Origin of the sequence: Streptomyces sp. NPDC058045, assembly GCF_042885635.1 — a bacterium.
Taxonomy (GTDB): Bacteria; Actinomycetota; Actinomycetes; order Streptomycetales; family Streptomycetaceae; genus Streptomyces.
In genome coordinates, this window is sequence record NZ_JBHVRR010000030.1 from 1 (window position 1) to 21114 (window position 21114).

The window sequence follows — 21114 nt, forward strand, 5'->3', positions numbered from 1 at the left end:
CCTACGTTTCCGCCCCCCCCGCCGCCCCCCCCTCCCCCGGCCTCGGCCAACTCCCCCCACGCAACACCCAGCCGGCCGGCGGCCCCCCCGACCGGGGGGGCCCCCCCTCCGGCGTTCCACGACTTCCGCCGCGGCCTACGGCTCGAACTTGTAGCCCAGGCCGCGGACCGTCACCAGATAGCGCGGGGCGCCCGGATCGGGCTCGATCTTGGCGCGCAGCCGCTTCACATGCACATCGAGCGTCTTGGTGTCGCCCACGTAGTCGGCGCCCCAGACCCGGTCGATGAGCTGCATCCGGGTCAGTACGCGGCCCGCGTTGCGCAGCAGCATCTCCAGCAGGTCGAACTCCTTGAGCGGCAGGTCGACCTTGGTGCCGGAGACGGTGACCACATGCCGGTCCACGTCCATCCGGACCGGGCCGGCCTCCAGGGCGGCCGGGGTGACCTCCTCGGGCTCGCCGCGGCGCCGCAGCACAGCACGGATCCGGGCGACCAACTCCCGTGAGGAGAACGGCTTGGTGACGTAGTCGTCGGCGCCGATCTCCAGGCCGACCACCTTGTCGATCTCGCTGTCCTTGGCGGTGACCATGATCACCGGGACGTTGGAGCGGCTGCGCAACTGGCGGCAGACCTCGGTACCCGGCAGGCCGGGCAGCATCAGATCGAGCAGCACGAGATCGGCGCCGTTGCGCTCGAACTCGTCCAGTCCGTCGGGCCCGGTGGTGCAGACGGACACTTCGAAGCCCTCTTTGCGGAGCATGTAGGACAGGGCGTCGCTGAAGGACTCCTCGTCCTCGACGACGAGCACTCGGGTCACGGAAGGACCTCCGGGGCGGGAAGGGATGCGTACGGGGGTGAGGCGTCCGCCCCGTCGGCGGTCGCCCCGGTGTGCCGGCCGGCGCCTTCGGCAGCGGCTGTGGTCTCGGTGCCCTGGAGGGCGGAGGCGGGGGCTTCGGTGCGGGTGGTCCGCTGGGGGCGCTCGGGTGCGGCGGCTTCCGGGAGGCGCAGGGTGAAGGTGGAGCCCTGCCCCTCGGAGCTCCAGACGCTGACCTCTCCGCCGTGCGAGGCGGCCACATGCTTGACGATGGCCAGGCCGAGGCCGGTGCCTCCGGTGGCGCGGGAGCGGGCCGGGTCCACCCGGTAGAAGCGCTCGAAGATGCGCTCCTTGTCCCGGTCGGAGATACCGATGCCCTGGTCGGTGACGGCGATCTCTATCTGGTCCCCGCCCGGTGCGGTGACCCGGCGGGCGGCGATGCCGACGCGGGTGCGGGAGGGGCTGTAGTTGACGGCGTTCTCCACGAGATTGCCGAGGGCGGCGGCGAGCTGGCCGCGGTTCCCCCAGACATGGAGGCCGTCGGCGCCGCCCACCGAGGCGGCCATGGTGATCTCCTTGGAGCCGGCCTGGTGCCGGCACCGGTCGATGGCCTCGGCGGCCAGTTCCTCGACCAGGACCGGCTCGGCGTCCTCCAGCGGGTCGTCGTTCTGCACCCGGGACAGGTCGATCAGCTCCTGCACCAGGTTGGTGAGGCGGGTGGCCTCGCCCTGCATCCGCCCGGCGAAGCGCTGCACCGCCTCCGGGTCGTCGGAGGCGTCCATCACGGCCTCGGAGAGCAGGGAGAGGGCGCCGACGGGGGTCTTCAGCTCATGGCTCACATTGGCCACGAAGTCCCGGCGGACGGCCTCGATCCGGCGGGCCTCGGTGAGGTCCTCCACGAGCAGCAGCACCAGACGGGAGCCGAGCGGCGCCACCCGGGCGGAGACGGCGAGCGCGTCGCCGCGGCCGGTACCGCGGCGCGGCAGGTCCAGCTCGACCTGCCGTATCTCGCCGTCGCGCCGGGTGTCGCGGGCCATCTGCAGCATCGGCTCCACGGCCAGCTTGCCGCCCCGGACCAGGCCGAGCGCATAGGCGGCGGAACTGGCCTTCACCACGGCGTCCGCCTCGTCGAGTACGACCGCGGAGGAGCGGAGTACCGAGAGGACGGTGTCCACTCCGGGGGGCAGGGCCCAGTCGGTGTGCAGGGAGGCGCGGGTGGGGCGCTTCAGGTCGCGTTCGCTCCAGCGGAACGCCAGCATCGCGATCACACCGGTACACACCCCGGCGATCGCAGCCGCTGCGGCGACCGCCGCGTTCACGTCCATGCCGTCCAGGTTATGCGTGCTTTGCGGGCCGCCCACAGTCGTCCGAGTGTCACCTCGAACACTCGTCGCCCAGAGTTCACCTCGGGGTCAGGGCCGATTCACTTGTGATGCCGGAAACGGTCGCGTACGCGGCGGAACGTGGCAGCGTGGGGCCGTCGAGCCGCCCCCCGCCACAACACGCACCGAGCACGAGCACGAGCACCGAGAGAGGGACGACCCATGCGGGACGCGTACCACGAGGAACTTGACTCGATCGGCGACGGCCTGGTCGACATGGCGCGCCTGGTCGGATCGGCGATCGGGCGCGCCACCACGGCCATACTCGACGCCGATCTGAAGCTGGCGGAGAGTGTGATCGCCGCCGACCAGAAGGTAGACGACCTCCAGCACGATCTGGAGGCGCGGGCCATCACCCTGCTCGCCCGACAGCAGCCCGTCGCCACGGATCTGCGGATCGTGGTCACCTCCCTGCGGATGAGTGCCGATCTGGAGCGGTCGGGCGATCTGGCGCAGCATGTGGCCAAGCTGGCCCGGCTGCGTTTCCCGGAGCGCGCCGTGCCGCACGATCTGCACGCCACGATCCTGGAGATGGGGCAACTGGCGCAGCGGCTGATGGCCAAGGCCGCGGAGGTCGTCATCACCAAGGACGTCGATCTGGCGCTGCAGTTGGAGAAGGACGACGACGCCATGGATCTGCTGCACCGCACCCTCTTCCAGCACCTGATGGACGACCGCTGGAAGCACGGCATCGAAACGGCCGTTGATGTGACCCTGCTCGGCCGGTACTACGAGCGCTTCGCCGATCATGCGGTCTCCGTCGCCAAGCGCGTCGTCTACCTGGTCACCGGAGAGCACGCGGACGAGGTGCAGCAGCCGGCGGCGACCGGAGGCGAGGGGGCGTAGCGGCGGACGGGGGCTCGCGCCCGGGTGGGCGTGCGTGCCCCGGTCTGTACGTATGTGCGCCGTTGATGCGCCCGCCCGGGTGGGAATGCACTCTGCGGGGGCGGCCCGCCCCCGCGGCGTGCCCGCCACCGGTACGCCGTCCGATGTCCGCGGAGCGCTCCGCGGTCTTCGTACGGGAGGGATCCCATGGCCGAGTCCCCGACGCCTCAACCCACCACCGCGGAACGGCAGTTGGCAGAGCCGCCGCCGCTGGTGCTGCTCGGCGCCTGCGGGTGCGGCTCGGGCTGCGGCTGCGGCTGCCAGTCCGGAGCGCCGTGCCAGTGCGGCGGCGCCTGCTGAGGGGCTGACCGCCATCCGTCCGAGGGGCCTCGTCCGCACCGGGCGGGGCCTCTCGCTCTGCCCGGTCCACGCCGCATACGCTGCGTCCCGTCATCGTCCTAACCATCCCCATCAACCCCGTCGTCCTTGTCGTCATCGCCATGTGCCTTCCCCTGGCTCCGTGAATGCGCTGTTTCTCTTCAGACACCGCGGATCGGGAAAGCTCACGCGGATTCGCAGACTTTTTTCGGGAGAGCCAGGCCATGCCTCTGGACCGCGAGCGGAAGTACCGGACCGTCACCGCCTTTCAGCGCAGGCTCAATCCGCTGCTGTCCCGGCTCCCGTTCCAGACGGTGCTGGAGACCACCGGCCGCAACTCGGGCCTGCCGCGCCGCACTCCGGTGGGCGGGCGGCGCAGCGGTGACACCTTCTGGCTGGTCTCCGAGTTCGGCGACCGCTCCCAGTACGTACGCAATGTCCGCGCCGACCCGAGAGTGCGGGTCCGGCTGCGCGGACGCTGGTATTCCGGCACGGCGCACCCGCTGCCGGAGGACGACGCGGCGGCCCGGCTGCGTACCCTGCCGCGGTTCAACAGCGCGGCCGTCCGCGGCTTCGGCTCGGGCCTGCTGACCGTCCGCATCGACCTCACCCCCTGACCGCCGCCGCCCGCACAGAACACAGAACACAGACGAGCCCCCTGCCACCGGGGAAACCGCTGGCAGGGGGCTTGATCGTGGGCGCTTGACCGCCTTTCGCGGGAGCCTTCCGGGGTGCTACTCGGGCTCTACTCCGGCTTGGCGTAGTCCTGCGCCATCTGACCGGCGAAGTCGTACAGCACGCACGGCTGGTCGCCGACGGTCCAGGCGTCGTGCCCGGGGGTGCACACGAAGACGTCTCCGGGGCCGACCTCGGTCTCCGTTCCGTCGTCCATCCGGATGTGCATCCGGCCCTGCACCACCATCCCGTTGTGGTGGACCTGGCAGCTCTCCGTCCCGGCGATCGGCGCGACGTCCTGCGACCACCGCCAGCCCGGCTCGAAGGTCGCCACCGCGAAGTCCAGCCCGGAAAGGTGGACCGCTTCCAGGTGGCCGTGGTGGTACTCCCGCTTTTCATCCGGCTTACTGGGGGTCTTGACCTGCAACATGGCAATTCCTCCTTGCCTACTGGCCACACCTCCATCGTGCGCCGCCCGCGCCGGGGATGCCATGTGGACCTCAACCGGCCGCTGTCCTACGGATGTTGAGGGTGGCCGGACGAGCCCCGGCCGTCAGCTTCCGGAGGCCTGGGCGCGGGCCTCGGCCCGGGCGTCGGCCAGCAGCCGGAGGACTCGCCCGCGGTCCTTCTTCAGCGTGCCGTCCACGCCGTGAAAGGTGATCGTGAGCAGCTTCCGTCCCTCGCCCGCGTAGGCGTCCAGCCGGCCGCCGACCAGGAACTCCTCCGTAGGCTCGGCCCGGTAGACGCCGCACGCCCCCTTGGGCCCCTTGAAGGTGCTGGTGACTCCGTCGTCCCCGGCGGCGTGGCACTTCTCCTTGAGGGACTCGGCCACCAGGGCGGGTCCCCAGTCGAAGATCTCCAGCGAGAACTTCACATTGATGTGCTGCGGCCCGTCCATACCGTCGCGGCCCGCCTCCCCCACCTTGATGTCGACCGAGCAGGACCCCTTGCCGTCGCGGAACCGCCCGCTCGCCCCGGCGAACTTGTTGGCGCCGAGCGCCGCGGCCACCGACTCCGGCTTCAGATAGTGACCGCAGCCCTTGGGCACGCTCTCGGCCAGCGCCTTCGTCACCCGTGGCCCGGAATCGCTCCCGCCGCCCGAACACCCGGTCACCAGCAGCAATCCGGCAGCCAGCACGGCTCCGGCCGACCCGATACGACGCATCCTCGCCCCCACCCACCCGCTCCCCGTATCCGTCGGGGAGATCAGTCGAGGAGATTAGCCGTGCGAGAACCGGCTGGTCGAGCGCTTCCCGGCGTCCCGGCTCGCGGCCCCCGGCCTCGCCCGCGCGCCCGCCCCGCGCCTGCCCCCGCAGGCCGTCGAAACCCCCCTGCCGGCGGCGGATCCGCGGGCAGGGGGCTGTCGGTGTCGGTCGGTGCGGACCTACTTCTTGCCTACTTCCTGCCCTGGTTCCTGACCGCCTCGATGGCCGCGGAGGCGGCCTGGGGGTCGAGGTACGTGCCCCCCGGGTTGAGCGGGCGGAAGTCGGGGCCGAGTTCGTAGAAGAGGGGGATGCCGGTGGGGATGTTCAGGCCGGCGATGTCCTCGTCGGAGACCTGGTCGAGGTGCTTGACCAGGGCGCGCAGGCTGTTGCCGTGGGCGGCGACCAGTACGGTGCGGCCGGCGACCAGGTCCGGCACGATGCCGTCGTACCAGTACGGCACCATGCGCTGGACGACGTCCTTGAGGCACTCGGTGCGGGGGCGGAGCTCCGGCGGGAGGTCCGCGTAGCGCGGGTCGTCGGACTGGGAGAACTCGGCGCCGTCGGGGAGCGGGGGCGGCGGGGTGTCGTAGGAGCGGCGCCAGAGCATGAACTGCTCCTCGCCGAATTCGGCGAGGGTCTGCGCCTTGTCCTTGCCCTGGAGGGCGCCGTAGTGGCGCTCGTTGAGGCGCCAGGAGCGGTGGACCGGGATCCAGTGCCGGTCGGCGGCGGTCAGGGCCAGTTGCGCGGTGCGGATGGCGCGCTTCTGGACCGAGGTGTGCACGATGTCGGGCAGCAGGCCGGCGGCGGTGAGCAGTTCGCCGCCGTGGATCGCCTCCTTCTCGCCCTTCTCGGTGAGGTTGACGTCCACCCACCCGGTGAACAGGTTCTTGGCGTTCCACTCGCTCTCGCCGTGGCGGAGCAGGATCAGCTTGTACGTACCGTCGGCCATGGCTCTGAGCGTAAACGACGGCCTGAGTGGGCCGTGCGGCGCGGGTGAGCGGGGGCGGGCGGCGGTTCGGGGGCGGGTTCGGGGTCAGGGGGTGACGGGGCTCCGCCGGGCTTCGTAAGGTGTGGCGGTGTCCTTGGCCGCCGTCAGACGTGCCGCGCTGGAGTCCGTGTCGGGGCTGCCCCGCGCCTTCTGGTGGCTGTGGACCAGCACCCTGGTCAACCGCCTCGGCGCCTTCGTCGCCGTCTTCATGGCGCTCTATCTGACCCTGGAACGCGGCTACTCGGCCTCCTACGCGGGCCTGGTCGTGGCGGTGCACGGGCTGGGCGGGGTGGTGTCCTCGCTGGGTGCCGGGGTGATGGCGGACCGGCTGGGGCGGCGTCCGACGATGCTGGTGGCGCAGGTGTGCACGGCGCTGACGGTGGCGGCGCTGGGGCTGGTGACGCATCCGGTGGCGATCGCCGCGGTGGCGTTCCTGGTGGGGATGGCGAGCAATGCCTCGCGGCCCGCGGTGCAGGCGATGATGGCGGACCTGGTGCGCCCCGAGGACCGGGTGCGGGCCTTCTCGCTGAACTACTGGGCGATCAACCTGGGCTTCGCGGTGTCCTCCATGGCGGCCGGTTTCATCGCCGAGGTCAGCTATCTCGCCGGGTTCCTCGTCGAGGCGGGGATGACGCTGGCGTGTGCGGTGGTGGTGTTCGTGAAGCTGCCGGAGTCGCGTCCGGTGCGCAGTGCGGCGGAGCGGGCCGCGGGTGCGGAGACGCGGCTGGGCACGGTACTGCGGGACGGCCCGTTCATGGGGGTGGTCGGCCTGTGCTTCCTGATCGCGCTGATCTTCCAGCAGGGTGCGGTGGGGCTGCCGGTGGCGATGGGGCGGGCGGGTTTCTCGGCGGCGGACTACGGGATGGCGATCGCGGTCAACGGCGTGCTGATCGTGGCCCTCCAGATCCCGGTGACCCGCTTCATCGAGCACCGCGATCCGAGTCGTCTGCTGATGGTGTCCTCGCTGCTGGCGGGGTACGGGTTCGGGCTGACGGCGTTCGCCGGCTCGGTCGGGGTGTTCGCGTTGACGGTGTGCGTGTGGACGCTCGCCGAGGTCGTCAACGCGCCTGTCCAGTCCGGTCTGGTGGTGCGCCTCTCCCCGGTCCACGGCCGCGGCCGCTACCAGGGCGTGTATCACCTGTGCTGGGCGGTGGCGGCGCTGGTGGCACCGCTGATGTCCGGCTTCGTGATCGACCGGTACGGCGCGGACTGGCTGTGGGGCGGCTGCGCGGTACTCGGTACGGCGGCCGCGCTGGGGTACTGGCTGCTGATGAAGCGCCTGCCGCCGGAGCCGGCCGCGGCCCCCGTGCCCCCGGCGTCCGAGGTGGCGGTGCCGGAGGTGCCCGGGGCCGTCGCGCGGGAGCAGGCCGGGTGACGGGGTGCACCCGCGCGGCGGGGGCTCGGGCTTACGGGATGCGGGCGACGCCCGCGTAGAGCATGTTCCGCACGGGTTCCGGGGCTTCGCCATCCTTGTACCAGGAGGCGATGGGGACCACTCCGGGGTCGAGGAGTTCGAGGCCGTCGAAGAAGCGCTCCACGCCCGCCTTGTCGCGGATGGCGAGCGGCATCCCGCTGGCCGTGTAGACCCGGGTGAAGTCCTCCGCGATCTCCGGGGTGAAGTCCCAGGTGGCGTGCGACATCACCAGATGGCTGCCGGAGGGCAGTTCGCCGACGAGGGTGCGGACCAGGCCGTACGGGTCCCACTCGTCGGTGACGAAGTGCATCAGGGCGATCAGCGACAGGGTGACCGGGCGGTCGAAGTCCAGGAACTGGCGGGCGTGCCGGAGGATCTGCTCCGGTTCGCGGACGTCGGACTGGATGTAGTCGGTGGCGCCTTCGCGGGTGCTGAACATCAGGGCCTCGGCGTGCCGCAGCACCACCGGGTCGTTGTCCGTGTAGACGACGCGGGCGGCCGGCTGGATGGCCTGGACGACCTGGTGGAGGTTGGGCTCGGTGGGGATGCCGGTGCCGATGTCGAGGAACTGGTCGGTACCGCCGCGGGCGCACCAGGCCGCGGCGCGCTGCATGAAGGCGCGGTTCAGCCGGGCCGCGGGGGCGGCGATCGGCGGGAGGTTCGCGCCGACCTCCTTGTCGGCGTCGTAGTGGTCCTTGCCGCCGAGTAGATAGTCGTAGACCCTCGCGGGGTGTGGCTTGGTGGTGTCGATCCGGGGCAGCTCAGCCGTCATGGGACGCTCCGATACCTCTCCTGCCGTGGGCGGAAGCGGCCGGACCCGACCGGCCCCTTCAGGGAGGGGCAGCCGCGCGTCCAACGCCCGCGCGGTCCGAACCGTGTGCGCTCAACAGGCTGCCACAATCAGGGGAGTTGGCGTATCGAGCGGCCGTCTCCACCCCGGTTCCGAACGACGTCCTCGCAGCTCGTTCACTTCAACGCCAAGCTGTGGCCAGGGATTTGACGTTCAGTCAGTTTCCGGCGGGGTGTCGGCCGAGGGCCGGGTCAGATGGCTGAAGGCGTCCAGGTTGCGGGTGGACTCGCCGCGGGAGACCCGCCAGGCGTACTCGCGGCGGATGGCGTCCGCGAAACCCAGCTCCAGCAGGGTGTTGAAGCTGCCGTCGGCGGCCTCCAGGACCGAGCCGAGCAGCTTGTCCACCTCCTCGGCGGTGACCGCGGCCAGCGGCAGGCGCCCGGTGAGGTAGACGTCGCCCAGCCGGTCGACCGCGTAACTCACCCCGTACAGGCGGAGGTTGCGTTCCAGCAGCCAGCGGTGCACGGCCTCCTGGTTGGCGTCGGGGCGGCGGATCACAAAGGCGTTCAGCGACAGGGAGTGCCGGCCGGCGATCAGCGAGAGGGTGGTGGAGAGCTTGCGGGTACCGGGGAGCTTCACCACATAGCTGCCGCGCTCGGGGCTCTCCCACTCCAGCTCCGCGTCCCGCAACGCCGCCTCGATGACTCCGGTGGCCCTGCTGACCTCTTGGCCCCTGTGCACCTCACCCATGCCGCGAGCGTACGTGAGTCAGGACGGCAGGTGGTGGTGGCCGCGGGCCCGGCGGCGGTACTCCTGCACGGCCGCCGTGTAGGTGTCGGCGGTGGCCAGCGCGGCGGCGTCCCAGCCGAAGGAGCGGGCGTGCCGGGCGGCGGCCGCGCCCAGGGCGGCGGTGCGCCCCGGGTCGTCCGCGAAGGCGCCGAGGACACGGGCGTAGTCGGCCGGGTCGTGGCCCCGCACCAGATGTCCGGTGACCCCGTCGCGCACCGCAACCGGCAGCCCGCCGACGGCCGCCGCGAGCACCGGGGTCCCCGCCGCCTGCGCCTCGATCGCCACCAGCCCGAAGGACTCGCTGTACGAGGGCATCACCAGCAGCGACGCCGCCCGGAACCAGTCGGCGAGCTGCTCCTGCCCCACCGGCGGCCGGAACCGCACCACATCCGCCACCCCCAGCCGGGCCGCCAGCTTCTGCAGCTTCTCCGGCCGGGCGAGACCGCTGCCGCTGGGCCCGCCCACCACCGGCACCACCATCCGGGACCTCAACTCCGGCCGCCGCGCGAGGAGTACGGCCACCGCGCGCAGCAGTACATCGGGCGCCTTGAGGGGCTGTATACGGCCGGCGAAGAGCGGGATCAGGGCGTCCTGCGGCAGGCCGAGGCGGGCACGGGCGGCGGCCCGGCCGTCGGCGGGGCGGAAGACATCGAGGTTGACCCCGGGGTGCACCACGGCCACCCGGGCCGGGTCCGCCTCGTAGTGCCGTACCAACTCCTCCGCTTCCTCAGCGGTGTTGGCGATGAGGCGGTCCGCGGCGCCGACGATCTGGGTCTCGCCGATGACCCGGGCGGCGGGTTCGGGGGTGTCGCCCTCGGCGAGCGCCGCGTTCTTCACCTTGGCCATGGTGTGCATGGCGTGCACCAGCGGCACGCCCCAGCGCTCCGCGGCCAGCCAGCCGACGTGCCCGGAGAGCCAGTAGTGCGAGTGCACCAGGTCGTAGTGGCCGGGCCGGTGGTCGGCCCAGGCGCGCATCACACCGTGGGTGAAGGCGCACAACTGCGCCGGCAGCTCCTCCTTGGCCAGCCCCTCGTACGGTCCCGCGTCCACATGCCGGACGAGGACGCCGGGGGCGATCTCGACCGTCGGGGGGAGGCCGCCGGTGGTGGCGCGGGTGAATATCTCGACCTCGACGTTGTTGGCGGCGAGGCGGCGGGCCAGCTCCACGATGTAGACGTTCATCCCGCCGGCGTCCCCGGTGCCTGGCTGGTGCAGCGGCGAGGTGTGCACGCTGAGCATCGCCACCCGGCGGGGCCTGCGGCCGGTGCCGGGGAAGCGGAGTCGGGCGGGTGCCGCGGGGGAACGGCGACCGAGACGGGCCACGGAGTGACTCACCTGGCGGTCCTCCTTGCGGAAGCGGGTCTGCCGCGCGGCGGGGCGGGGACATGCCGACGGGGAGGGCGTGCTTCTCCCTCCGCCAGACCCCCAACACCGGAAGGCGCGCTTCCATTTCCTGTTTACCGAATCATTACCGAGCGAGGCTCAACCGTGACCATGCCGGGGCCTGCCGGAAGCCGGGTCACGAGAGGCGTCGCGGGCGGCCGACCGGGAGCCCTTCGAGCGTTCCGGCCCGGCGGCCACCGCACCTCTGCTACGTGTACCCGTGCCGCCACCCGTACCTCTCGCCCGCCACCGTCCGCTCAGGAGGAGCCATGTCCACCACCGTCGCCGTGCGTCCCGCGCTGGAGACCGACCGGGCCACCGTGGACCGGCTGTGGCTGATGTTCCGGCACGATCTGAGCGAGTTCGACGGCGGGGCACTGCCGCGGCCCGACGGCAGCTACCGCGACGAATGGGTCCACGCGGCCTTCGCCGAGACCGACCGCGCCCCGTATCTACTGGCCCTGGGGAACGCCTCCCTGGGCGAGCACCCGGTCGGCTTCGCCTTCGTCCGCGGACTGCACGGCCCGGTGCGGGTGCTCAACAGCTTCTTCGTGGTGCGCGGCGCCCGGCGCACCGGCATCGGAATGGCCGCCGTCCGCCAGATCACCGCCCGCCACCCCGGCCCCTGGGAGGTCGCCTTCCAGGACGCCAACACGGGCGCCGCGCGATTCTGGCGGCGGGCCGCCACCGAGCTCACCGGGGGCGCGCCCGGCGCCTGGACCGAGGAACACCGCCCGGTCCCCGGCCGCCCCGAGATCCCCCCGGACACCTGGATCTCCCTCACCCTTCCCTGAAGCCTGTCGCCCCCCCGCATACCCTCAAGGCCATGGCCCCCCGGATCCCGTCCCGTCCCGTCGGCTCGCCCACCCGGGGCACCACCCACCCCAACCGCCTGCGCAGGATGGACCGTTGGATCGCCGCCGTACACGGGCCGGTGCTGCGGCGGGCCGCGGATCCGGTCGCCGTGGACCTCGGCTACGGGGCGGCGCCGTGGACCGCGGTGGAGTTGCTGCGCCGGCTGCGCACCGCCGCGCCCCGGACCCGGGTGGTGGGGATCGAGATCGACCCGGAGCGGGTGGCCGCCGCCCGGCCGTACGCCCGGGAGGGGCTGGTCTTCCGGCGCGGCGGCTTCGAGGTGCCGCTGCCCGGGGACACCGCCCCGCTGCTGATCCGGGCGGCGAACGTACTGCGCCAGTACGAGGAGCCGGAGGTGTGGCCGGTGTGGGAGCGGCTGTGCGCCCGGCTCGCCCCGGCGGACGGCGGCCCGGCTGGCGGCTGGGGCCGGGACGCTTCGGGCGGGGGGCTGCTGGTGGAGGGCACCTGCGACGAGATCGGCCGCCGCCATGTCTGGGTCGCCCTCGGCCCCGAAGGCCCCCGTACGGTCACCTTCGCCGCCCGCCTCGCCTCCCTGGACCGCCCCTCCGACCTGGCGGAACGGCTCCCGAAGGCGCTGATCCACCGCAATATGCCGGGCGAGCCGGTGCACGCCTTCCTGCTCGACTTCGACCGCGCCTGGGCCGCCGCCGCGCCCTACGCCTCCTACGGTGCGCGGCAGCGGTGGCTGCGCACGGTGCGGGACCTGTCCGGGCAGTGGCCGGTGGTGGACGGCCCGGAACGCTGGCGGCAGGGCGAAGTCACCGTCCGCTGGGCCGCGTTGGCCCCGACGGACTGAGGCCCGCACCCCGCCACAACGGAACGATCAGTGCCTCCGATACGTCGGAGGAGGGACGGCGGCGGGCCACTACTGGGACGAACGGGGCGACACAGCACCGGAGTTGGGCCCGACTCTGTCGCGGACCGGTGCGGGCATGGCACGATCCGCGGACAGCGTAAGTTACCGGTGATTAACACGTATCGGGGGCGGATCGTGACGAGTAAGCGGAGTATCAGAACGACGGCGGCCGTGGCAGTGGTCTGCGCCACGACCGTCCTGCTCACCCCGGGCACGGCGACCGCCCAAGTCACCCTGCCCGCAGACCCGTTGTCGGTGTGGCTGGAGGTACGGCCCGGCTCGGTCCGCGTCGGCGCCGAGATCACCACCCCGCCCTCCCCCGCACGCCCCCCGCGCCGCTCCAAGCTCCCGATGGAGCCCTCGGACACCCCCGTCGGCCCCCCGAAGCCCAGCACCCCCGCCCAGCCCACCGATCCGGGCAAGAAGACCGACCGGGGCACCGGGCACGCCGCGAAGAAGGACAAGGGGACGGAGAGGGAGAGCGCTCCGGAGGCGGCGGCCGGGGGTGACGCGCCGCGGGACGACACCGCACTGGAGGCCGTCCGGGCCCGGCTGGAGACGCTGTACCACGAGGCGGGACTGGCCACCGACGCGTACAACGCGGCGGAGGAGCGGGCCGACAAGCAGTCCGCCGCGCTGCACCGGCTGAACCGGCGGATCGCCGCGGGGCAGCGGAGGCTGGACTTCCTCAAGGACCGGGCGGGCGCCGCGGTCCGCGCCCAGTACCGGGGCGGCGGCCTGCCGCCCACCGCGCGGCTGATGCTCAGCGACGACCCGCGGCAGTTCCTGGACGGCGCCGACCGGGTCCGCCAGGGCCAGCACGGCACCCGCGGCCTGCTGCACGAACTCGCCGACACCCAGCGGGAACTGAAGAAGTACGCCGGTGAGGCCGCCGCGCGCTGGAAGAAGCTGGAGGCCGACCGCAAGAAGAAGGCCGCCGCCAAGAAGCGCATCACCCAGCGGATCGAGACCGCCGAGGCACTTGAGTCGCAGTTGGAGAAGGAGGAACGGGAGCGGCTGCGGCAACTGGAGCGGCAGGCCGGCGACAAGCAGCAGGCGGAATGGCTGCGCTCCGGCGCCCTCGACTCGCTCACCGCGGAGGCGACCCGGCAGGGCAGGGCGGCGGTCGAGTTCGCCACCGAGCAGCTCGGCAAGCCGTACCAGTGGGGCGCGGAGGGGCCGGCGACCTTCGACTGCTCGGGGCTGACCTCGCAGGCCTGGGCCGCCGCCGGGCAGCCCATCCCCCGCACCTCGCAGGAGCAGTGGCGGCTGCTGCGCCATGTCGACCCGGCGGCCATGCGCCCCGGCGACCTGATCATCTACCACGACGACGCCAGCCATGTCGGCATGTACATCGGCAAGGGCCTGATCATCCACGCGCCCCGCCCGGGCCGCACGGTGACCGTCACGGGCGCCGGTTCGATGCGGATCCTGGGCGTGGTCCGCCCGGACCAGGAACGGGACCGCGAGTGAGGCCGGCGACGCGGCGGCGCCCGGAGTGACCTCGGCCACGTGACCGCGGACACCCGGGGCGGCCGCGGTTCCATCAGGACGGCGTGACGTTCGTCATTCTGCGAAGGGCGCATTCCCGCCCAATTCCGGTACGTGAGGCGGCATATGGCGGCGGCCGCGTCACCAGCGCCATTCCATTGCGGTACCGACTGCCGCTATGGTCCCCGTCGGTGGAGCGTCGATCGTCGCCCACCGTGCCCTCGGGGGGAGGGAAGGAAACCAGACCGATGCCCGTACCCGTACCGCGGCAGAGAGCGATCCCGGCCGTGGAGAGTGGTCAGGCCGGTGCCTCGCCCGAGTCCGCCCGCCCGCCCGCGCCGGAGACCGCAGGGCTGACGCTCCTGCTCATCGAGGACGACCCGGCGGGCTCCTCGCTGGGCGTGCCGCAACTGCTCGACTCCGCGGGCAACCCGATCCGGGTACGCACCGCCCGCAACCTCACCGAGGCCGAGCGGCTGCTGACCGACGACGTCCACTGCATCCTGCTGGACCTGGCCCTCTCCGCCACCGGCCGCCCAGCCGGCGACCGCACGGCACGCAACGAGCCGGAGCCCGCCCCGGACATCCCTGATGACGCGAACAAAGAGAACAAGGAAGGCAAAGCAGACGAGTCGGCCGGGCCCGCCGTGGACGAACTGGCCACCCTCCGGCACGTCCTGGGGATGGCGCCCCGCCACGCCGTCCTCGCCCTCACCGCCTCCGGCGACGCCGAACGCGGCGCCGAAGCGGTCCGCGTCGGCGCCCAGGACTACCTCTTCCGCGACGAACTCGACGGCCGCCTCCTCAGCCGCACCATCCGCTACGCCGTGGAACGCAAACGCGCCGACGTCGCCCAGGCCAAGCTCACCGAGTCCCGGCTCCGCGCCCAGGAGAACGCCCGCCTGGAACGCGGCCTGCTGCCCACCCCGCTCCTCGACGGCTCCCAACTCCGCTTCGCCGCCCGCTACCGGCCCGGCCGCTCCCGCGCCCTCCTCGGCGGCGACTTCTACGACACCGTCCGCACCCCCGACGGCACGGTGCACGCCATGATCGGCGACGTCTGCGGCCACGGACCCGACGAGGCGGCCCTCGGCGTGGAACTGCGGATCGCCTGGCGCGCCCTCACCCTGGCCGGCCTCAGCGGCGACCGACTGCTCTCCACCCTCCAGCAGGTCCTGGAGCACGAGCGGGCCGACGACGAGATCTTCGCCACCCTCTGCACCGTCGACATCGCCCCGGACGGCCGCAGCGCCGGCCTCTATCTGGCCGGCCACCCGTCCCCTCTGATCGCCCGCGGCGACCACCCCGCGGAACTCCTGCCGTACGACAACAACGGCCCCGCGCTCGGCCTGCTGCCCGAGGCCCGCTGGCCGTGCCAGCAGGTGGAGTTGGGCGGCGCCTGGAGTCTGATGCTCTACACCGACGGCCTGATCGAGGGCCGCGTCGGCGACGGCACCAGGCGGCTGGGCCAGGACGGCATGTTGGAGATGGTGCGCCGCCAGCGCGCGACCGGCCTGCGCGGTGACGGCCTGCTGGAAGCCGCGGTACGCGAGGCCCGCGAGCTGAACGGCGGCGACCTCACCGACGATGTGGCCGTCCTCCTCCTAGACCGCCCGACCACGACGGCCCCCGCCCACACCACCTGACCGCCCCCGCCCATGTACACGTCCGTCTCCTGTACGCCGTCGCCGCTCTCAACGGCCGCCGTTGTACGGCCCGTACGGCCCGTCGCTGCTGGAACCGCGGCGCGGGCCGCGGCGCCCGCCGGAGATCGAGCGGATCGCCGGCCGCACATCCACGATGTACACGATGACCGCGATCAGACCGATGATCGGCAGGAACGACAGGATCGGGAAGACCAGGCTCACCACGAAGGCCAGCGCCAGGATGATCAACCAGAACGGCTTGGTCTGCTTGCCCACCGCCCGGTAGGCGTCCTCACGCCGGATCGCCGCGTCGAAGAGCGCGAACCCGCTGAAGACGATCAGGGCGACATTCAGCAGCCACATGACTCCTGCGAACCCTTGCATCAGCACGATGTCCACCACCCATATCGACTCGTCACTACGCGGCCACCGTACCCGTCCAACGCCCGGCGCACGCCGATCGTGCCCGGCCCGCGGCCCACGTCAGCCGCCGCACCGCCGACCGCACTACTTCGCCGGCGGAGTGTTCTTCTTCGGGGCGGCCGAGGGAGTCGAAGCACTGGAGGGCTTGGCACCGTTCGTACCCGCGGCCTTGGACCCGTTCGCCGAAGTACCCGCCGGAGAAGGGGAGTTGGTACGGCGAGCGGTCGGCGCCTTCTTCGCGGGGGCCGGCTTCCCGGTGGCCGCGGGCCGCGCGCCCTTCGCCGGAGCGGGCTTCACCGGCGCGGGCTTGGCCGGAGCGGACTTGGCGCCGCCGTCCACCGCGACCGACTCCGCACGCGCCGCGGACGCCCCGCCCGCCGGCTTCACGACCGGCGCCGGCTCGGTGACCACCCGCGGCTCGGCCACCGCGCCACCGCCGTCCTCGTCCTCACCGCGCCAGGTGCGCACGGTCTGCTCGCCGTGCTCGGCCACCTTCTCGTAGGTCTCCCGCGCCCGGACCGCGTACTCGGCGGCGACGCCCACCCCGCGCAGCGCGAGGTCCTGGGCCGACTCGCCCAGCTTGCGGAAGTCGGTGTCCAGCGAGGCCAGCAGCTCGTTCAGCTTGACCTGGAGGTTCTCCTGCACCTCCTTGGCCCGGCCGGCCGCCTTGTCCTGCATCTCCTTGGGGTCCGCGTTGCGGACGGCCTCGATACGGGCCGGCGCCTCGGCTCGCAGTTGCTCCACCAGCCCCGGCACCTTCCGCGCCTGCTGCAACGCCAGATCAGCGGTGCCGGCCGCGAAGTAGAGGGGCGTGGGGTCGGTAAAGGTCTTCCGCAGGTCGTCGGTGATGGCCATGACAGCGTCCTCCCGGATCACTCTTCGTCGTACTTGAGGGTTTTCCTGCTCTGGTACTACTGCTCTGCTGCTGTACTGCTCTTGTACTGCTCTGCCGCTCTGTTCTGCTGCTCTGTTCTGCTGCTCTGTGGACTTACTACGCGGACCGTCCTCGTCCGCTCAGGTACCGTCCCCGGGCGTGTCCCGGTCGACCGCCTCCGCATCCGGCGCCGACCCGGTCCCGTTCTCCTTGCGGAAGGACTCGTAGATCTGGAGCAGCACCTGCTTCTGCCGCTCGTTGATGGACGGGTCGGCCATGATGACGGCGCGCGTCTCCAGCTCGTCCCGCTCCCGCTCGTCAAGAATCCCGGCCCGCACGTACAGCGTCTCCGCGGAGATCCGCAGCGCCTTGGCGACCTGCTGCAACACCTCCGCGCTGGGCTTCCGCAGCCCCCGCTCGATCTGACTCAGATACGGATTGGAGACCCCGGCCGCATCAGCGAGCTGCCGCAACGAGAGCTGCGCGGAACGCCGCTGCTCCCGCAGGTACTCACCAAGACTCCCGACATTGAGCGATCCCATACCCCGATCCTCCCCACCCCCGCTAACTTTTGCAAGCGCCCGCTTGCAAAAGTGCGCCACATCACGGGGGCGCGAAGGCCGCCTGCCCTGTCTCTGCGATGTACAGGAAGTCCCCCTGACCCGGCTGGCTAGGGAGAGGGGCGGTCCTCAATGGCGTGAACCCGGCGATCAGCACGTGACGATGCAGAAGGGGTGCCCAGCGGGATCGGTGAGGACCCGCACCCTGCCCCCGTGTGGCTGGTGATCCGGCTTGCCGCACCAAGCTCCAGCAGCCGGGCCTCGGCCTCGCCCAGGCTCTCCGCGACCTTGAAGCAGATGTGAAGCTGCTGGGGAACGATCTGGCCAGGCCAACTCGGAGCCCGATAGCCCTCGACCCGCTGAAAGCCGATAGAGAGCCCGTCCTCACGGTTGAGAGCGGCGAACTCGGCGTCCGACTTCGGGTGCGGTTCAAAGCCGGTGGCCCGCTGATAGAACGCCGCCAGAGCCAGCGGATCAGGACAATCGAGCGTCATCGCACCCAGTTCCATCTGCAGGGGCATGAGACCTCGGAGTCGGTCAGTGGACTTCCGCGCACGCCATGAAGGCGGTTGCCTACCGTTGAGCGGGACGAGCGCCTTCGTTCCACTCCACCGTAAGCACAGCAGGTCAGAGCCTCACCAGGCCAACAGTTGTCCGGGACAGGACATCCGTCAGCCTTCGCGTACGGTGCGGAGGCAGCAGTTGGTGGACACTCGCGCGCACAGTGGAGATGAGGTCGGCATTCCGATGCAGGTAGCGGCCGTTCATCCCGATATGCCGGAGAGTGCGCGTTTGGCCGCCTACAGCGCGATCTCCACGTCCCTTGCCCTGCAAAATGATCGCCGATTGGGCGAACTGGTTGGTGCCGCCATACCGCTTGGCTCCGGTATCGGTGGAAGGTCTGCGGTACTGGAGGTTGACGGGAAGCCGGTCTTCGTGAAGCGGGTACCGCTCACGGATATGGAGCGGCGGCCGGAGCACGTAGGATCCACGGCCAATCTGTTCGAGCTTCCCGCCTTCTGCCAGTACGGCGTGGGTGGCCCTGGTTTCGGCGCATGGCGGGAGCTCACTGTTCACATCATGACGACGAACTGGGTTCTCGGAGGGCAATACCAGGGATTCCCGATGATGTATCACTGGCGTGTACTGCCGGACGCGGCCGCGCTTTCCGGGGAACTCGCGGACGTGGCGCGGGTCGTGGCCTATTGGGGAGGCAGGCCAGAGGTGGGCCGTCGTATCGAGGCCCTTCAGCAGTCCTCTGCGAGCCTCGTACTGTTTCTGGAGTACATCCCTCAGACGCTCGACGAATGGCTCACCGAGCAGATTCAGGCTGGTGAAGAATCCGCCGACCGGGCTTGTTCCCTGGTGGAGGGCGAGTTGGAGGCCGGTACGTCCTTTATGGGCGCTCGCGGGATTCTGCATTTCGACGCCCATTTCCAGAACATCCTGATCGACGGCCGACGCCTTTACTTCGCCGACTACGGCCTCGCCCTCTCCTCCCGATTCGATCTGTCACCATCCGAGACCGGATTCTTTGAACTCCACAGGGCCTACGATCGCTGTTACACACGCAGTTGGCTGGTGAACAGTCTGATCACCAAGCTTTACGGATACGAGCGGAAGGAACGCGAGGCACTTATCCGTGTATGCGCGAAAGGAGAGGAACCGCCGGATGGCCCGCAAGAGGCCAGGGCGATCCTCTCCCGCCATGCACCACTCGCCGCAGTGATGACGGACTTCTACGGCAAGATCCAGGACGAGAACAGGGAGACCCCGTACCCGGCGGAGGCGCTCCATCGGGCCCTCCATGGCGGAGCCGGGGGCGGCTGAGTGGTGGTGATCAACTCGGCGAGGGAGAAGTGGGTTTCGCAGTTGGGGCAGGTGGTGTGGCCGAGTAGGTGGGTCAGGGTGTGGGCGAGTTCGGGGTGGCCGTCGGAGAGGGCGGTGGCGTGGAGGCGTCGGGGGATGATGTGCAGGTCGGCCGGGGCGGCCGGTAGCAGGGGGCTCGTGGTGACGTCGGCGTCGGAGCGGGCGTAGTCCTCGGTGGTGGAGAAGAAGCCTTGTTCGCCGAGGGCGATGAACAGGGCGGTGCGGCAGCCGGGGCAGTCGAGCTCGTACTCCCTGTCGCCGAGCCCCCGGGCCAGGACTTCGCTCCAGTCCGCGGCGCCTTCGAAGGCCGGTACGGCTGCCAGGAGATGGAGGTAGTCGGTGCGGTCGGATGCCGTCCGGAGTTGCTGGTTCACCGCTGTCAGGAGGCTCTCGATCTCGGCGGTGTACTGGGCGCGGACGTCGCCGGCGCCGTGGGGCTGCTCGGCGCCCGCCATGATCGCGCCGGCCAGGACCAGGGCGTTCACCGACTGCTCCCGGTCGTCACCGCCGGCTGTCTCGGCCAGCCAGGGCAGTGCGGTGAAGCTGGCCGGGTAGACGCTGCCCTGATGGCACAGCGCCGACCACAGGTCGTTCCACAGCTCGGGGTCGGGTTCCCGTGCGATGCGGTCCAGGAGGGGCGGCCAGTCCGTCATGCGGGGATCCCACCAGCTTGCGTCCGACGGCCGCGACCACCGGAACGAGGGACGTCCGGCACCCGTGGTTGACCTTCCCCCAAGGGGAGCCCGCAGGATCGGTGGGGCCGGGCGACGGGCCCGGGATGAGGGGAGGGCGGATGGGGCTGATGGGTATCGGGGCGTTCGCCGAAGCGTGCCGGTTGTCGCCGAAGGCGCTGCGGCTCTATGACGAGTTGGGCCTGCTTACTCCGGCCCGCGTCGACCCGGTGACGGGCTACCGCCGTTATGCGCCGGAGCAGTTGGAGCAGGCGCGGCTGGTCGCGTGGCTCCGGCGGCTGGGTATGCCGCTGGCCCGTATCCGGTACGTCGGCTCGCTGGAGGCGGGGGCGGCGGCGGTCGAGATCCGGGCCTTCTGGGCCGAGGTCGAGGCCACTGCCACCGCCCGCCGGGATCTGGCCGTCTTCCTCATCGACCATCTCTCCCGGAAGGACTCCGCCATGTCCCCCACCACCGAACCGCTGGGCATCCGCTATGCCGCGCTCTCCGACACCGGCCTGGTCCGCGAGAGCAACCAGGACACCGCCTACGCGGGGGCCCGTCTGCTCGCCGTGGCCGACGGGTACGGCAACCGGGGCGCGCCCGCGAGTGCGGCCGCCGTGGACGCGCTCAAGCAACTGGAGGGCGAGCGTGCCGCGGCGGGTGAGCTGCTCGCCGTGCTGGAGGACGCGGTCGACCGGGCGGGGCGGGCGGTGCGCGGCGCTGCCGGAACGGGTGCTTCCGAGGGGGTGGCGGGCACCACGCTCACCGCGATGCTGTGGACCGGCTCGCAGCTCGCCCTGGTCCACATCGGCGACTCGCGGGTCTACCTGCTGCGCGGCGGGGAGTTGTTCCAGATCACCCACGACCACACCGTGGTGCAGTCGATGATCGACGAAGGGCGCCTCACGCCGGCGGAGGCCGCCTCGCATCCCCAGCGGTCGCTGCTGGTGCGCGCGCTGGGTGAAGGGGCCGATGCCACACCGGAGTTGAGGCTGCGCGACGCCCGGCTCGGGGACCGGTACCTGCTCTGTTCCGACGGGCTGTCCGCCGTGGTGCCGGGTGGGGAGATCCACCGGGTGCTGGCCGGGGCCGGCGGGCCCGAGCAGGCGGTCCGCGCGCTCATCGCCCTCGCCAACGGCTCCGGCGGCCCCGACAACATCAGCGCGGTGGTCGCCGACGTCCACGAATTCCAGCGGTAGCCCC

22 protein-coding genes and 1 pseudogene are annotated in these 21114 nt (G+C 71.5%); 10 read left to right on the forward strand and 13 right to left on the reverse strand.

The window, feature by feature from the left end; genetic code table 11:
• Nucleotides 1-135: 135 nt before the first annotated feature.
• Nucleotides 136-816, reverse strand: coding sequence for a response regulator (locus tag ACFVST_RS19035; RefSeq protein WP_390152969.1), 681 nt, complete (start codon nt 814-816; stop codon nt 136-138).
• A complete protein-coding gene (locus ACFVST_RS19040; protein ID WP_390152972.1) occupies nt 813-2138 on the reverse strand; it encodes a sensor histidine kinase in 1326 nt (441 codons plus the stop codon). Before ACFVST_RS19040 ends, ACFVST_RS19035 begins: the two co-directional genes overlap by 4 nt.
• A gap of 219 nt (nt 2139-2357) precedes the next feature.
• Between ACFVST_RS19040 and phoU the strand changes: the two genes are divergently transcribed.
• The 3 genes from phoU (at nt 2358) to ACFVST_RS19055 (ending at nt 4015) form a co-directional block, all read left to right on the forward strand.
• Entirely contained in the window at nt 2358-3041 is a 684-nt protein-coding gene (gene phoU, locus ACFVST_RS19045) for a phosphate signaling complex protein PhoU (protein WP_390152975.1), read from the forward strand.
• A gap of 186 nt (nt 3042-3227) precedes the next feature.
• Nucleotides 3228-3380 (forward strand): hypothetical protein, encoded by a 153-nt coding sequence (locus ACFVST_RS19050; RefSeq protein ID WP_390152978.1) that lies wholly within the window; start codon nt 3228-3230, stop codon nt 3378-3380.
• 242 nt (nt 3381-3622) lie between these two features.
• Nucleotides 3623-4015, forward strand: coding sequence for a nitroreductase/quinone reductase family protein (locus ACFVST_RS19055; RefSeq protein WP_390152981.1), 393 nt, complete (start codon nt 3623-3625; stop codon nt 4013-4015).
• A gap of 128 nt (nt 4016-4143) precedes the next feature.
• Here ACFVST_RS19055 and ACFVST_RS19060 read toward each other — a convergent pair whose 3' ends face one another.
• The 3 genes from ACFVST_RS19060 to ACFVST_RS19070 form a co-directional block, all read right to left on the reverse strand.
• Nucleotides 4144-4503: a cupin domain-containing protein gene (locus ACFVST_RS19060; protein WP_390152984.1), complete on the reverse strand. Its 360-nt coding sequence runs from the start codon at nt 4501-4503 to the stop codon at nt 4144-4146.
• A 123-nt stretch (nt 4504-4626) separates the two neighbouring features.
• Nucleotides 4627-5238, reverse strand: a complete 612-nt coding sequence (locus ACFVST_RS19065) for a hypothetical protein (RefSeq protein WP_390152987.1) — start codon at nt 5236-5238, stop codon at nt 4627-4629.
• 230 nt (nt 5239-5468) lie between these two features.
• Nucleotides 5469-6227: a phosphoglyceromutase gene (locus tag ACFVST_RS19070; protein WP_390152989.1), complete on the reverse strand. Its 759-nt coding sequence runs from the start codon at nt 6225-6227 to the stop codon at nt 5469-5471.
• Between the two features lie 127 nt (nt 6228-6354).
• Between ACFVST_RS19070 and ACFVST_RS19075 the strand changes: the two genes are divergently transcribed.
• The gene (locus ACFVST_RS19075) at nt 6355-7641 is read left to right on the forward strand and encodes an MDR family MFS transporter (RefSeq protein ID WP_390152992.1); all 1287 of its coding nucleotides are present in this window, start codon (nt 6355-6357) and stop codon (nt 7639-7641) included.
• Between the two features lie 31 nt (nt 7642-7672).
• Here ACFVST_RS19075 and ACFVST_RS19080 read toward each other — a convergent pair whose 3' ends face one another.
• The 3 genes from ACFVST_RS19080 to mshA form a co-directional block, all read right to left on the reverse strand.
• Nucleotides 7673-8452, reverse strand: a complete 780-nt coding sequence (locus ACFVST_RS19080) for an SAM-dependent methyltransferase (RefSeq protein WP_390152994.1) — start codon at nt 8450-8452, stop codon at nt 7673-7675.
• A 231-nt stretch (nt 8453-8683) separates the two neighbouring features.
• Nucleotides 8684-9220 (reverse strand): YbjN domain-containing protein, encoded by a 537-nt coding sequence (locus tag ACFVST_RS19085; protein ID WP_390152997.1) that lies wholly within the window; start codon nt 9218-9220, stop codon nt 8684-8686.
• An 18-nt stretch (nt 9221-9238) separates the two neighbouring features.
• The gene (mshA, locus tag ACFVST_RS19090; protein WP_390153000.1) at nt 9239-10594 is read right to left on the reverse strand and encodes a D-inositol-3-phosphate glycosyltransferase; all 1356 of its coding nucleotides are present in this window, start codon (nt 10592-10594) and stop codon (nt 9239-9241) included.
• Between the two features lie 317 nt (nt 10595-10911).
• On the opposite strand from mshA, the gene ACFVST_RS19095 reads away from it, so the two are divergent.
• The 4 genes from ACFVST_RS19095 to ACFVST_RS19110 all read left to right on the forward strand — a co-directional run bounded on the left by ACFVST_RS19095 (nt 10912) and on the right by ACFVST_RS19110 (nt 15511).
• Nucleotides 10912-11436 carry a GNAT family N-acetyltransferase gene (locus ACFVST_RS19095; protein WP_390153003.1) on the forward strand — a complete coding sequence of 175 codons (525 nt, stop codon included), beginning with the start codon at nt 10912-10914 and terminating at the stop codon, nt 11434-11436.
• A gap of 32 nt (nt 11437-11468) precedes the next feature.
• The gene (locus ACFVST_RS19100; protein ID WP_390153005.1) at nt 11469-12314 is read left to right on the forward strand and encodes a class I SAM-dependent methyltransferase; all 846 of its coding nucleotides are present in this window, start codon (nt 11469-11471) and stop codon (nt 12312-12314) included.
• A gap of 231 nt (nt 12315-12545) precedes the next feature.
• Nucleotides 12546-13847 carry an NlpC/P60 family protein gene (locus ACFVST_RS19105; protein WP_390153008.1) on the forward strand — a complete coding sequence of 434 codons (1302 nt, stop codon included), beginning with the start codon at nt 12546-12548 and terminating at the stop codon, nt 13845-13847.
• A 266-nt stretch (nt 13848-14113) separates the two neighbouring features.
• Nucleotides 14114-15511 (forward strand): PP2C family protein-serine/threonine phosphatase, encoded by a 1398-nt coding sequence (locus ACFVST_RS19110; protein WP_390153010.1) that lies wholly within the window; start codon nt 14114-14116, stop codon nt 15509-15511.
• A 48-nt stretch (nt 15512-15559) separates the two neighbouring features.
• Here the strand turns inward: ACFVST_RS19110 and ACFVST_RS19115 are convergent, their stop codons facing one another.
• From ACFVST_RS19115 to ACFVST_RS19130, 4 genes and pseudogenes are all read right to left on the reverse strand, one after another.
• A complete protein-coding gene (locus ACFVST_RS19115; RefSeq protein WP_390153013.1) occupies nt 15560-15895 on the reverse strand; it encodes a DUF2516 family protein in 336 nt (111 codons plus the stop codon).
• A gap of 123 nt (nt 15896-16018) precedes the next feature.
• A complete protein-coding gene (locus ACFVST_RS19120) occupies nt 16019-16789 on the reverse strand; it encodes a hypothetical protein (RefSeq protein ID WP_390153015.1) in 771 nt (256 codons plus the stop codon).
• 159 nt (nt 16790-16948) lie between these two features.
• Complete coding sequence (locus ACFVST_RS19125) at nt 16949-17350, reverse strand: helix-turn-helix domain-containing protein (RefSeq protein ID WP_390153017.1); 402 nt, start codon at nt 17348-17350, stop codon at nt 16949-16951.
• Nucleotides 17351-17518: 168 nt separating this feature from the next.
• Nucleotides 17519-17889, reverse strand: a pseudogene (locus ACFVST_RS19130) (VOC family protein).
• Between the two features lie 253 nt (nt 17890-18142).
• Here ACFVST_RS19130 and ACFVST_RS19135 point away from each other — a divergent pair.
• A complete protein-coding gene (locus ACFVST_RS19135) occupies nt 18143-19198 on the forward strand; it encodes a protein kinase family protein (RefSeq protein WP_390153201.1) in 1056 nt (351 codons plus the stop codon).
• Here ACFVST_RS19135 and ACFVST_RS19140 read toward each other — a convergent pair.
• Nucleotides 19108-19890, reverse strand: coding sequence for a hypothetical protein (locus tag ACFVST_RS19140; RefSeq protein WP_390153020.1), 783 nt, complete (start codon nt 19888-19890; stop codon nt 19108-19110). The genes ACFVST_RS19135 and ACFVST_RS19140 overlap by 91 nt on opposite strands.
• A 140-nt stretch (nt 19891-20030) precedes the next feature.
• Here ACFVST_RS19140 and ACFVST_RS19145 point away from each other — a divergent pair, with 140 nt between their 5' ends.
• Nucleotides 20031-21110: a MerR family transcriptional regulator gene (locus tag ACFVST_RS19145; protein ID WP_390153023.1), complete on the forward strand. Its 1080-nt coding sequence runs from the start codon at nt 20031-20033 to the stop codon at nt 21108-21110.
• Nucleotides 21111-21114: the final 4 nt, after the last annotated feature.